This is a genomic window from Priestia sp. YIM B13491 (assembly GCF_042787605.1).
GTDB lineage: Bacteria > Bacillota > Bacilli > Bacillales > Bacillaceae_H > Priestia > Priestia megaterium_E.
Map to the genome: position 1 here is coordinate 729526 of NZ_JBHZOR010000002.1, position 12902 is coordinate 742427.

A 12902-nucleotide genomic window follows, 5' to 3' on the forward strand; every position below is an offset into this window, starting at 1 on the left:
GACCTACATCTATTTCACTATTTTTTCATTTTCTCTGTCTATATTGAACTATAACAATTGAACGATGTATGTTACCTTCCACTACAGTTTTTCTTCAGTGTTCAGTTGCAAAATATGAAAGATAAAAGGAGCATATCAATGGCAGCTAATAAATGGACAAAATGGATGGTTGGTTTATCGAGCGTTGCTGCATTTACCACTTTTATAGGACTTTCTCAAAAATATGATCAAACAAATTCAACAACTACAGCACTAAATAACGATGCATCAGCTGATAATTCATCTCAAACTCAAATGGAAGATGAGACGGAGCTATTTCCAGATTCAGGATCTGACTCCAATACGGACAATGGAACTAACGGGCAAGATCAATGGTCAAATGACAGTTCTAGTGAGCAAAGTGATCAGTGGTCAGACGATGATTCAAGTAATCAGCAAGATCAGTGGTCTAATGATGATTCCGGAAATAGTCAGGATAATTGGGGCAATAACGATGATTCTTCTATGCAATCAAGACCTTCTTAAGGATGTGATGTAATGAGCTACTCATTTAAAGCAATGAATACCGAATTTAACGTATATCAGCTTGAAACACATGTCAGCCAAAAAGTGGAGAGCTGGTGTTATCTTGTAGAAGAAACCCTAAGCCGCTTTCTTCCAACAAGCGAACTTTCACAGCTTAATTCGCTGAACGGAAGATTATTTTTACCGTCAAAAATGTTGTATGAAGCTGTAAAAACAGCCTCTTACTATTACAATGAGACAAACGGAATTTTCAACCCATTTCTGTATCATTCTATTCAAACTCTAGGATATGACCAAAGTTTTGAACAACTGCCTAACAATCAGCTTCCTCAAGAAGTAGCAGCTTTTGATGCTGTTAACCCTCTTATGATTCATAAAGGAATGAGAAGTATTCACCTTGCTTCTAATGTCGGCCTGGATTTAGGCGGAATCGCAAAAGGTTGGAGCATTCAGCAAATGGCGAATCAATTAAAGAAAAAAGGAACTTCACTTGGGGCAATCGATGGAGGCGGTGATATTGTAACATGGGGGCCTGCTAGCAAGCACTGGTCTATTGCGCTCTCTCATCCATTTGATTTATCAAAAAATCTCATGAGTATTAAAGTAAAGAGCAACAGCGGCATTGCCACAAGCAGTGTGGGCAAGCGTTTGTGGAAAGTAAACGGCCACACTCACCATCATATTATTGATGGCAGAATCAGCAAGCCTAGTTCATCAGAGCTTCTGCAAGCAACGGTTGTTTCAGAAGACTTGACCGTTTCTGAAGTCTATGCAAAATGCATGCTTATTCTCGGATGGGACGCCGGATTAAGATTAGCTAAAATGCATCACCCTTCTTTAGAGGTCATTGCGGTTACAAAAGAAGGCGAAGTGTTAATCGAAAAAAATGTGAAAGGTCAGGTATACCATTATGGCTACTCTCCTCGCGCAATTTAGTGCCCACTTTCCCGTTTGGAATACCATTCGGGCAGCCGGCTTAACTTCTTATTTACTCATGTTTGTATCGGTTGCCGCTGGCATTTCTCACAGCTTTTCATTTTTTAAACCAAAACGAAAAAAACAGCTTTTGCTGGTTCATCAATCATCAGGGTGGTTCGGGTTATTATTTGGTATGATTCACGGACTTGTTTTATCATTTGATCAATCTATTCATTTTTCACTATCTGACATTTTAATTCCGTTCACTTCCGATTACAAACCAATTAGCACAGGTCTTGGTACTATTTCACTCTACATTTTATTCGTACTGATCATCACATCCGATTTTATAAAACAGCTGGGGAGAAAAACATGGAAAGCTATTCATTTTCTTGCTTTTCCAGGCTATTTGCTTGCACTGTATCACGGCATTACTTCTGGAACAGATACACAGCAGCCGCTTGTTCTTGGGATGTACAGCATCACTGGCTGCACCGTTTTGGTTTTGCTTTTTTTACGAATTCAACACCAGTCAGCTCCTAAGAACCAAAAAAAAGCTCAGGAAAACTAAAAAACGCACTCTATCATAGAGTGCGTTTTTTCTCATCCGCGTCCTGCTTGGAATGATGGGTACTGTGTCATACCGCCGTCAGCAAAGAGCGTAATCCCTGTTACATAACTTGCCTCTGAAGAAGCTAACCATGCAGCAACCGCTGCAATTTCTTCCGGCTCTCCGATGTATCCCATTGGAATCATGCTTTCTACATCTGCACGCTGCTCAGGATCAGCAAATTTCTCAGCGTTAATCGGTGTATTAATCGCTCCCGGTCCAATGTTATTTACACGAATACCTTTTGGAGCGTATTCTAATGCAAGTGTTTCAGTCATGAGCTTCATTCCGCCTTTACTTGCTGCGTAATGAACAAATAACGGCCAAGGAATTTTCTCGTGAACACTCGACATGTTAATAACTGTTCCCTTAATATCATTTTCCACAAAATATTTAATCGCTTCACGGCTGCCTAAAAATGCTCCCGTTAAGTTCGTATCAATGACTTTATTCCAATCGCTTAAAGACATTTCATGAGATGAAACCGGATTTTCCATTCCTGCGTTATTAATCATAACGTCTAACTTTCCAAATTCTTTAATAGCAGATTGAACTAGATTGATCACGTCAGACTCAACTGTTACGTCACCTTTAACGGCAATTGCCTCTCCGCCGACTTTTTTAATTTCTTCTAAAACGCTGTTAGCTTCTTCTTCTTTCGAACGATAATTCACAACTACCTTGGCTTTTTCTGTCGCAAAACGAATCGCCATTGATTTTCCCAAACCGGTAGATGAACCTGTTATGACAACTACTTTTCCTTCTAAATCTTTATACATTGTTAATACCCTCCTAGTTAGCTTTTGGCGAGCCCTAACATGACTCCTGCTATGATGATCAGTATAATTCCAATAATAATCCCAACTAGCTGACGCTTCGTTTTCTTCTCACCTAAAATAATGATCCCGCCTAATGTTGAAATGACGATTCCCATTTGGGAAAGCGAAAAGCTTGTCGCTACGCCTACTTTAGGTTGTGAGATGAATAAAAACATATTACCAGCGGCCCAAATAAGACCTGGGATAATGTTGCGAATTGCATATTTATTAAATGGCTTATGCTTAAACGTCAGCAATACTCCTCCAATAACCATACCAATCGCTTGAGGTAATAAAGCCGACCATCCGTCTACATTAAATAGACGGGCTACTACAACATAAACTAAATAACCAACGGTTGAAATTAATAAAATAACAATTCCTTTTTTGAAGTTTCCTTTTCCTTCTTCAGCCTCTTTCTCTTCTTTGCTTTGAAGTGATGCTAAAACAATCCCTACAATAATAAAGATAAGAGCGAGCACACCAAGAATGATTGAAGTTTTTGTAGACCACTCGTGAAACACAATTACTCCAAATAATGAAGTGGAAACTAATTGAAGCCCAGTTGAAATAGGCATCGTTTTAGAAACTCCAATTAAATCAATACTTTTCAGCTGATTACTTTGTCCAACTGCCCAAAATAGCCCCGATACAACTCCAACGCCAAAGATTAAAGGTGTAAGCGTAGGGTGTACAAAAATATAAATACCTATGGAGAAAATCAAAGCTCCCAATGTAGTTCCAAGCGTTTGACTATAAGGTCCTCCGCCTAGTTTCACATTGAAAAGCACAATGCTTCCCCAAAATATGGCTGGTAAGACGGCTAAAAATATGTCCATGTTTCAAAACCTTCCTGTGCTAAAATTAAATGTCAAAGTGCATATTCCCCAATTTTTCCGCCATTAATCCTTTTTCAGGGACATTTTATGAATTAATGACCGCACGAAATATTCTTTGGATAGCGAAAACTGTATACCTTAATTTGTTCTAGGAGAGAAAAAGATATACTTTCTAACGCAAAAAAACAGCTTTTCCAAATAAAAGCTGTTCTGTATCATTTAATTTATTTTTAACATATAGCGATTAATAGGTCTCCCCACTCTGCCGTATTCAACTGATAATTTCAGCTCGTTTTCCTGTTCTAAAAACTCTAAATATCTTCTTGCCGTCACACGCGCAATTCCTACGCCGTCCGCTACTTCTTCAGCGGAAATTGGATGATTTTGTTCGGAAAGATATTGTTGTATCCTCCTTAGCGTAACCGCATTTAGCCCTTTTGGAAGCAAATCGGCTTTTTCTTCGAATTGCTGAAACAGCATAGAATCTAATTCAGACTGAGTAATATGTTCTTTTTGACTTATTTTAACTTGAAACGAACGATACTGCTCAAGCGCTTGCTTCATTCGTTCAAACTTGAACGGTTTCATAATATAATCCACCGCCCCGTATTGAAGAACTTTCCGTACGGTTTCAATATCACTTGCAGCCGTAACCGCTATCACGTCTGTTTTATAGCCATTTGCTCGAATTTGCTGTAAGGTAGTTAAGCCATCTTGACTAGGCATGTACATATCAATAATCGTTAAATCAGGCTGATGCTGTTTAATGAGCTGCATACCCTCTAAACCATTCGAAGCTGCAGCGATAACGATGAACCCTTCAACTTGTTCAATAAATTGGCGATTCACTTCTTGTACCATAGGATCGTCTTCTATGAGAAGCACCGTCCATTCTTTTTTATTCATTTCCCACTCCCCCTATAAAAAGAATGTAATGATGAAAGTCGTTCCAACATCTACTTCTGACTCTACTTCGATCTGACCGTTTCCTTTTTCAACAATTTGTTTCACTAAATGCAAACCAATTCCTCTATTTTCCTTTGCCTTGGTTGAAAAACCTTCATCAAAGATTCTCTCTACTTGATCCTCATTCATGCCACACCCGTTATCTTCAACTAATATAGAAAGAATCCCGTCATTTTGTTCCATACTTATATAGATCTTCCGTTCACGACGCTCCAAATGTTGATATGAATCAAAAGCGTTCTCAATTAAGTTACCAATAATAATCACAAAATCATGATGATCTAGGTAAGGAGGAAATGAGTGAAGCTCACTGTGGCGATCGATAGCTAACTCAATTCCAAGTTCTTTGGCACGGCTGACTTTGCTCAACAGCAATCCCGATATACTTTCATCTTTAATATGCTTATGAAGAAACTGGGTGAGCTCTTCTTGCTGTTCAGACACTTGAAAAACATACTGAAGAGCCTTGTCTTTATTTCCAAGTTGGATAAGCCCTGCAATCGTATGAAGTTTATTCATGTATTCATGGTTTTGAACTCTAAGAGCGCTTACAAATGATTTAACTCCTGTTAACTCTTCAGCTAATTTTTTAACTTCCGTTCGGTCTTGAAAAATAGCGACCGCACCGACTGTGTGATTATTAACCTTAATCGGCACACGATTGCTTAAAATATTCAAATTCCGAACTTGAAGCTCTCGATTATAAACAGGCTGATTAAGCTGCAGAATTTCTGGAAGTCTTGTATCTGGAATCACATCATAGATCTTTTTTCCAATTACCTCATCGGGTACATCCATCATAATTTTCGCTTTATGATTAAAAATAGTGATGTTCTCCTCTTTATCAATGGCAATGACTCCTTCATGCATGGCATTAAAGGTCTCCGTTCGTTCTACGAACAAACGAGCAATTTCATGAGGTTCAAGCTCAAACATCTCTTTTTTGATACGAGATGCAAGCGCCCACGCTCCCCATCCTCCAAAAAAAAGAGCAAGACCTGAGATAAGAAAAATTTCTTTTTTTAAACTTAAAATGACCTCTGTAAATTTCGGAAGAAGATAGCCCGAGACGACTACGCCTACTTGTTCATGCTGATCGTTCACAACGGGCACAAAAGAGCGAATGACCATTCCGCCTTCTCCTTTTGCTTTATCGGTATAGGTATGTTCTGCAAACGCCTGTCCCTCATCATCTCCTTTAGAGATTTTTCCAATCATGCTTTGCAAAGGGTGAGACAAACGTTCATGATTCATATTCATAACCACTACATAATAAGCACCGTGAATAATGCGAATCGGCTCTACAATTTGATTAATGTTCTTGCTATCTTTTTCAATTTTTTCTCGAATTTCAGGCATTTCAGCAACTGTTCTCGAAGTGATTAAAGCCCTTTGCTCTAAATCGTTTTCTTTTGACTGTACAAAATTATTAATCACCACGATACTTGCTAAAAACAACGAAAAGACCACGATAAAAAAGATTAACCCCGTCATTTTCGTTTGCATGGATAAGCGTGTCATAGCGGAACACCTACTGCTGATTGAAGTTTATTTTAATTTTACCACGTTGAGAAATTGCGTGTTAGAATATTTGTAGAGAAAAATTATTGAATCGCGGGGTTGGACATTTTGAAGATGTTTATAGGGGCAAGTATCATTGTCAGCGTTTTCTTGATGATCTATGTTTTTTTGCAGTATACGGTTATAAATCAAGATAATGTGTATCATGACGATGAGCAAAAAGGATTAAATAAGCAAATTGTGATTAATTTTAGCCACGTTGTAGCCGAAAACACTCCAAAAGGCTTAGCCGCTCAAAAATTTGCTGAAATCGTTAATCAAAAATCGGATGGCAAAGTTAAAATTGAAGTATATTCAAACGGTGTATTGTATTCAGACGACGAAGAACTTGCCGCCCTTCGCCGAAATGATGTACAAATGATTGCACCTTCCATTTCAAAGCTAAGCGACCTCTCCCCTACGTGGCAACTTTTTGATCTTCCCTTCATTTTCGATGATTACAGCGAGGCAAAACAAGTGTTTACCGGTAAAATCGGACAGGATTTGTTGAGTACGCTGCAAGAGAAAAACATTAAAGGGCTTGCGTTATGGAGCAACGGCTTTAAACAAATGACTAGCAATACGAAACCTTTGCTCCATCCAGCAGATTTTCAAGGTCAAACGTTTCGCATTATGCCAAGTGAAGTAATCAAAAAACAATTCGAACTTCTTGGCGCCAAGCCTCAGGCTGTCTCGTTTAATAAAGTATATCAATCCCTCGAACGACAGGAATTTGATGGACAGGAAAATACCATTTCTAATATTTATTCAAAACGTTTGTACGAGCTGCAAAAATATATGACCATCAGCAACCATGGATACTTGGGCTATGCTGTTTTAATGGATGAAAAGTATTGGGACAACCTCCCTGAAGATGTAAAACAACTATTAAGTGATGCAATGGTAGAAACAACTAACTGGATTTGGACTCAATCAAAAATGATGAACGATGAACAGCTGCAGCAAATAAAAAATAAATCTGGCATGCGCGTTTATTACTTAAATGATTTACAAAAAGCCGAATGGAAAAAACAGTTTAACTCTCTTTATCAATCGTTTGAAAACAATGCAACAAAACAAACGCTTGATATCATTCAGCAAATAAAAAATATCGAAAGCAAAAAGTGATGACTATATGTTCATCACTTTTTTTGACCAAAATGACCAAAAAGAACATTATCACCAGAAATATAAATAGTTAAAATTATCAGTTAATATAAGGATAAGAATAATGTAAGCGTTAACAAAAATATTCTCGAAAGGAGCATTACGTATGAAATTAAGTTTTAAAAATCTAACTGTTCAAGTTGTTATCGGTATCCTTCTTGGTATTGCAATTGGCTTCATGTTTCCTGAATTTGGAGCTAAATTAAAAGTATTGGCTGATATCTTCATTAAACTAATTAAGATGGTGATTGCCCCAATTATTTTCTTAACAGTGGTCATCGGTATCGGAAGCATGGGAGACTTAAAGAAAGTGGGACGAATTGGAGGTAAAGCTCTTTTATACTTTGAGATTGTCACTACTTTTGCCTTAGCAATTGGAATTATCGTTGTAAACTTTATTAAACCTGGGGCTGGCTTTAATATCAATGGCGCAAACGGAGCTGATGTTACTCAATATACGCAGCAAGCAGCTGAAGCAGAGCATGGCTTTATGGAGTTTATCATGGGAATTATTCCAGACAGCGTATTTGGCGCAATGGCAAATGGTGAATTATTGCCAATCTTATTCTTTGCCGTACTATTTGGAATGGCTACAGCTACACTCGGCGAAAAAGCGGCTCCTGTCATTACATTCTTTGAACGCTGTACAGATATTTTCTTTGGCATTGTTAATATGATTATGAAACTTTCACCTATTGCGGCGTTTGGAGCGATGGCTTATACGATCGGTAACTTTGGAATAGGCTCTCTTCAAAAACTCGGTTTCTTAATGGGATCTGTTTACATTACTATGTTCTTATTTATTGTATTTGTACTTGGAACCATTGCTAAGATTTATGGATTTAATATTTTTAAATTCATTGCTTTTATTAAAGAAGAAATTCTACTTGTATTAGGTACGTCTTCTTCGGAATCTGCACTGCCAAAAATGATGGACAAAATGGAGAAGTACGGATGTTCAAAATCGGTGGTAGGACTTGTCATTCCAACTGGTTACTCATTTAACCTAGATGGAACAGCCATCTACTTATCCATGGCTGCTATCTTTATCGCTCAAGCGTATGGAGTCGACCTGTCGTTAATGCAAGAGATTACGCTGCTTGGTATTTTAATGTTAACGTCTAAAGGAGCTGCCGGAGTTACTGGCTCTGGATTTATTACACTAGCCGCTACGCTTGCTGCATTCCCAATGATTCCAGTTGAAGGAATCGCGCTGTTAATCGGGGTAGACCGCTTCATGTCGGAAGCTCGTGCTATTACGAACTTAATTGGAAATGGTGTAGCAACTGTAGTTGTATCGAAAATGGAAAATGAATTTCATCCTCCTGTAGAAACAGTACAAGATGTTAATTCCGCACCTCCATTAGCTAAATAATAAAAAAAGACCCCCTCACAGGGGTCTTTTTTTATTATTAATGCGTTTCTTTTTTAGAACGTCCGCTAAGTTTCCCAACAACAACAACTAAAATAGCTAACAAAATAGGAACAATCGTATGCAAATACGGATTTAATCCTTCTAATACATGTCCCACCGCTTTGTCTTTAAAGATCATTTCACCAGCAGTATAGCCAAGAAGCGCTGCTCCGGCAATGATGATAATCGGGAATTTTTCCATAATTTTCATTAAAAGCTGACTTCCCCAAATGATTAACGGAATGCTGATAACAAGACCAAGGATAATGAGTAGAATATTGCCGTTAGCCGCACCCGCAACCGCTACTACGTTATCTAAACTCATAACAAGATCCGCTATAATAATTGTTTTAATAGCACCTGCTAGAGTTGAATTCGCTTTAATATCTCCGTCATCTTCACCTTTTAAAAGACTAATCGCAATCCATAGAAGAAGCAGGCCTCCGATGAAATTTAAAAATGGGATTGTTAATAAATATACAGCGACAAACGTTAGCCCTACACGTAATACAACCGCTCCTAATGTACCGAAAACAACCGCTTTGTTTCGATGCTGGTCCGGAAGATTCCGACAAGCTAAAGCAATCACGACTGCGTTATCGCCACTCAGTACAATGTTAATCAGTAAAATTTCTAAAAGATTTAAAATAAAACTCTGATCCATAAAAAAACTCCTTGATTGATTTTTATTAGTCTATTTCTCTATCTCTTATTTCATTACTAGAAATAGAGAACTAAAACTCTATCAATATAACCCGTTCTTACCCTTTAATGAAGAGAAGTAGTTATTTCACTAACAGTATTTTATCACTAAAAAGAAATTTGAAATAGGTATTTGTAAAGGAAAAGTCAGTTCATTACAATAAATCAAACCTTACCCTTTATCTTTCATCTGTTTTTCACCATCACCCTCTACTATTAGTAGCAGGAGAGCATTTATAAAAAACAGAGTAATTTTTATAAATAATACAAGCCTCCAATTGCTTCTTCATTATTTTGTAGTTTTTCGGCAGCTACGATATAAGAAGGGAGAAAATAGGTATGATTTTAAAAGCATTAAAAACAAATAAATTATTAACTATTAACTATCAAAACAACGGTTTTGTTCAAACGGTAAAAGGTTATATTCAAAACTTAAACTTACTCGAACAAACGCTTCTATTAAAAGATGAAAATCAGCATGTACGATCACTTCGCCTATCAAGCATTAAAAATATTTATTGATAAAAAAAAGGAGAAATTCACGTTCCCATAACCATAAAAAGATCCGAACGATGAATCGTTCGGATCTTTTTTAAACTAAATAAAAAACTTTTGTCCTATCCTCTTTTTATTTAACTCACTGTATGACGTGCAATTACTTCTTTAATTGATTCATATACAATTTCAACCATTGTTTTTAATTCTTCGTCTGTCATTGAAAGAATAGGCATCATCGTAATCACAGGACCTAGCTCTCTAATAATTAAACCTTTTTGACGAGCCGCTAAAATGATGTCCCCCATCACTTTTTTATCTTCAAAAATAGACTTTGTTTGGCGGTCTTTCACAACTTCGATTCCTGCCATTAATCCTCTTTGTCTAATGTCTCCCACGTTGGGCAGTTCATAAAGCTTTAATAGATAACGTTTAAAAACTTTTTCCTTTTCTTTTACACTACGGATTAACTCCCTTTCTTCTATCAGTTCAATATTTCTAAGCGCTACTGTACAGGCTAATTGATTTCCGGTATACGTATGTCCATGAAAGAACGTTTTATTTTCATCTGGATGAGCTAAAAAAGCATTAAATATCTGTTCGCTTGTTAACGTAGCCGCAAGCGGCATATACCCTCCTGTTATCCCTTTTCCTACACACATAATATCCGGTACAACATCTTCTTGTTCACATGCAAACAGCGTTCCGGTTCGTCCAAATCCAACGGCTACTTCATCACAAATCAGCAATACCCCGTACGCTTTGCACAGACGCTCTACTTGTTTTAAAAAACCTGGAGGATGTGTAATAATACCCGCGGCTCCTTGAACAAGCGGTTCAATAATCAAACCGGCTACTTCTTCTCCTTTGTTCTGCAAGAGCTTCTCTAGCTGTTGAATACAGTAAGCTGAAGCTTGCTCTTCCGTTTCTACCCCGTCCATACGGTAAGTATAAGGAGAAGGTGCGGGAATTCGTTCAAACAGCAAAGGCTTAAAGATGCGATGAAATAAATCCATGCCTCCCACACTGACTGCCCCAATTGTATCTCCATGATATGCCTCATTCAATGAGATAAATTTATTTTTGTTTTTGTACTTTACAGAGTCGAGATTTTGCCAATATTGATAGGCAATTTTCAACGCAATTTCGACAGCGGCGGAGCCTGTATCAGAGTAGAAGACTTTCGATAAGCTGCCAGGGGTAATTTCCGCTAGCTTTTTGGCTAACAAAATAGATGGAACGTTTGCGGATCCAAGCAGCGTAGAATGCGCTAATTTTTCCACTTGTATATGTAAAGCTGTATTTAATTCCGGATCATTATGTCCATGCACGTTCACCCATAGAGAAGCGTATCCATCTAAATATTTGTTTCCCTCTACATCATATAAATAGCTTCCTTCTCCTCTTTCAATAATAAGAGGGTTGGATTGACGGTAAGCTTTCATTTGCGTAAAGGGATGCCATACATATTCTTTATCCCATTTCTCCAGCTCAGCTTTTTGATACGGCACAGTCAAACACCTCCTGAATATGTTGAATAACACTTTTTTTCCTCATCATTTTCTCAATATATGCATCTAACTCTTCATCGATATGTGTGAATACTGGAACGGTCATTAAAGATGATATTTGAAGCAGCTTTTCAATCGTTCGAATATTATCGTTATGAATGATACTGCTGTGATTAAAACGATTAAAAATGAGTCCGTTGATTTTAAGGTGATGCTCACTTGCATATGAAAAGGTAGAAAGCGCATCGTGAATAGCTCCTAACCCTGTTGTTCCAACAGCAATAACCCGCATCTGTGCATCTATGATCAAATCTTTTGTCATATAGAACGTTGTTTCCTTCTCAATTAAAGGTACGGCAAGACCTCCCGCTCCTTCTACGAGCACTACATCAAATTTCTTTTTTAATTCATTAATGCGTTTTAAGACGATTGAAGGCTCTACTTGCTTGTTGCTCAGTGCAATAGCCAAATGAGGAGACGTCTCCGGCTTTAACTGATAAATACCCGTATCTGCTACTCCGAGCCTTGTTTCAAACCAGTGAATATCCGGATAACCTCCAATTTTGTCTTGGTAGCCGGTTTGAAATGGTTTGCAAATTGTCGTTTTTATTCCTAGACGACCAAGTACTTTATACAAAATACTTGTAACCAGGGTTTTTCCAATATCTGTTCCAGTTCCCGTAATAAAATACGCTTTGCCCATTTTCTTTTCTCTCCTTTTTTTCTATGTCTTAGTTACCCCGCTTTAACCCGCTTTGATGACAAACGACTAAATCGAGGCTGCATTCGGTGAATCAGCACTGAACATAAAATACACAACAAAAGATCTCCAGGCATTGGCAAAACAGCTCCAAAAAGAAGTGTATCGCTCAGTGAAAGAGGCTTTTCAATTATCCATTTCATTGCTCCGTAAAGCCAAAAGCAGCCGACTGCGTACACAATAGCTAACGTAGATAAATTAGCTAAAAAGATAGAAAAAGGTTTCTTTAAGTCATATTTTTGAATAAGGTAGCCGTTCATAAATGCACCCATAGCATAGCCAATTAAATAGCCAAACGTTGGTTTGAAAATATACCCTAAACCTCCTCCTTCTGCAAAAACCGGAACACCGATTAACCCAATACCTATGTAGCATAGCTGACTATACAAACCTAAACGCGGACCTAACAGCGCACCGGCTAAATAAACAGGAACAATTTGAAGAGTAAACGGTATGTAGGGAATAGGAATTTTTATAAATGCACCAATCGCCGTTAAAGCTGCAAATAAGGAAACATACGCCATTGTTTTCGGTTTCATATTCACCCTCCTTTCTCTTTTCGCTGCTTTAAGTTTGCAATAATCCCTTTTTATTTGTCAACTTAATTTTATTTTAAG

At 37.7% G+C, this 12902-nt stretch carries 14 protein-coding genes; 6 read left to right on the plus strand and 8 right to left on the minus strand.

Annotated features, from left to right (window positions below):
* Positions 1-138 precede the first annotated feature (138 nt).
* The 3 genes from ACFX4E_RS09740 to ACFX4E_RS09750 are packed head-to-tail and all read left to right on the plus strand — an operon-like array spanning position 139 to position 2014.
* Positions 139-525, plus strand: coding sequence for a hypothetical protein (locus tag ACFX4E_RS09740; RefSeq protein WP_098966082.1), 387 nt, complete (start codon positions 139-141; stop codon positions 523-525).
* A 12-nt stretch (positions 526-537) separates the two neighbouring features.
* Positions 538-1461, plus strand: coding sequence for an FAD:protein FMN transferase (locus ACFX4E_RS09745; protein ID WP_060744873.1), 924 nt, complete (start codon positions 538-540; stop codon positions 1459-1461).
* Positions 1436-2014, plus strand: a complete 579-nt coding sequence (locus ACFX4E_RS09750) for a ferric reductase-like transmembrane domain-containing protein (RefSeq protein ID WP_377237348.1) — start codon at positions 1436-1438, stop codon at positions 2012-2014. The genes ACFX4E_RS09745 and ACFX4E_RS09750 overlap by 26 nt, the downstream gene beginning before the upstream one ends.
* Positions 2015-2046: 32 nt before the next feature.
* On the opposite strand, the gene gdh is transcribed toward ACFX4E_RS09750, so the two are convergent.
* The 4 genes from gdh to ACFX4E_RS09770 form a co-directional block, all read right to left on the minus strand.
* Positions 2047-2832, minus strand: coding sequence for a glucose 1-dehydrogenase (gene gdh, locus ACFX4E_RS09755; RefSeq protein WP_043980290.1), 786 nt, complete (start codon positions 2830-2832; stop codon positions 2047-2049).
* Positions 2833-2849: 17 nt separating this feature from the next.
* The gene (locus tag ACFX4E_RS09760; RefSeq protein ID WP_028407570.1) at positions 2850-3710 is read right to left on the minus strand and encodes a RhaT/GlcU family sugar-proton symporter; all 861 of its coding nucleotides are present in this window, start codon (positions 3708-3710) and stop codon (positions 2850-2852) included.
* Positions 3711-3929: 219 nt separating this feature from the next.
* Positions 3930-4616, minus strand: a complete 687-nt coding sequence (locus ACFX4E_RS09765) for a response regulator (RefSeq protein WP_028407569.1) — start codon at positions 4614-4616, stop codon at positions 3930-3932.
* 12 nt (positions 4617-4628) lie between these two features.
* Entirely contained in the window at positions 4629-6197 is a 1569-nt protein-coding gene (locus ACFX4E_RS09770; RefSeq protein ID WP_060744869.1) for an ATP-binding protein, read from the minus strand.
* 108 nt (positions 6198-6305) lie between these two features.
* Here ACFX4E_RS09770 and ACFX4E_RS09775 point away from each other — a divergent pair, with 108 nt between their 5' ends.
* Positions 6306-7364 (plus strand): DctP family TRAP transporter solute-binding subunit, encoded by a 1059-nt coding sequence (locus tag ACFX4E_RS09775; protein ID WP_028407567.1) that lies wholly within the window; start codon positions 6306-6308, stop codon positions 7362-7364.
* A 145-nt stretch (positions 7365-7509) separates the two neighbouring features.
* A complete protein-coding gene (locus tag ACFX4E_RS09780; RefSeq protein WP_028407566.1) occupies positions 7510-8778 on the plus strand; it encodes a dicarboxylate/amino acid:cation symporter in 1269 nt (422 codons plus the stop codon).
* Positions 8779-8815: 37 nt separating this feature from the next.
* On the opposite strand, the gene ACFX4E_RS09785 is transcribed toward ACFX4E_RS09780, so the two are convergent.
* On the minus strand, positions 8816-9481 hold the full coding sequence (locus ACFX4E_RS09785) for a TerC family protein (protein WP_050689286.1): 666 nt from the start codon (positions 9479-9481) through the stop codon (positions 8816-8818).
* A 377-nt stretch (positions 9482-9858) separates the two neighbouring features.
* On the opposite strand from ACFX4E_RS09785, the gene ACFX4E_RS09790 reads away from it, so the two are divergent.
* A complete protein-coding gene (locus ACFX4E_RS09790; protein WP_013081858.1) occupies positions 9859-10041 on the plus strand; it encodes a YolD-like family protein in 183 nt (60 codons plus the stop codon).
* Between the two features lie 110 nt (positions 10042-10151).
* Here ACFX4E_RS09790 and bioA read toward each other — a convergent pair whose 3' ends face one another.
* The 3 genes from bioA to ACFX4E_RS09805 are packed head-to-tail and all read right to left on the minus strand — an operon-like array spanning position 10152 to position 12824.
* On the minus strand, positions 10152-11525 hold the full coding sequence (gene bioA, locus ACFX4E_RS09795) for an adenosylmethionine--8-amino-7-oxononanoate transaminase (protein WP_098332463.1): 1374 nt from the start codon (positions 11523-11525) through the stop codon (positions 10152-10154).
* Positions 11506-12228, minus strand: a complete 723-nt coding sequence (gene bioD / locus ACFX4E_RS09800) for a dethiobiotin synthase (protein ID WP_377258302.1) — start codon at positions 12226-12228, stop codon at positions 11506-11508. The genes bioA and bioD overlap by 20 nt, the downstream gene beginning before the upstream one ends.
* A gap of 32 nt (positions 12229-12260) precedes the next feature.
* Positions 12261-12824, minus strand: a complete 564-nt coding sequence (locus ACFX4E_RS09805) for a biotin transporter BioY (RefSeq protein ID WP_377237347.1) — start codon at positions 12822-12824, stop codon at positions 12261-12263.
* Positions 12825-12902 lie beyond the last annotated feature (78 nt).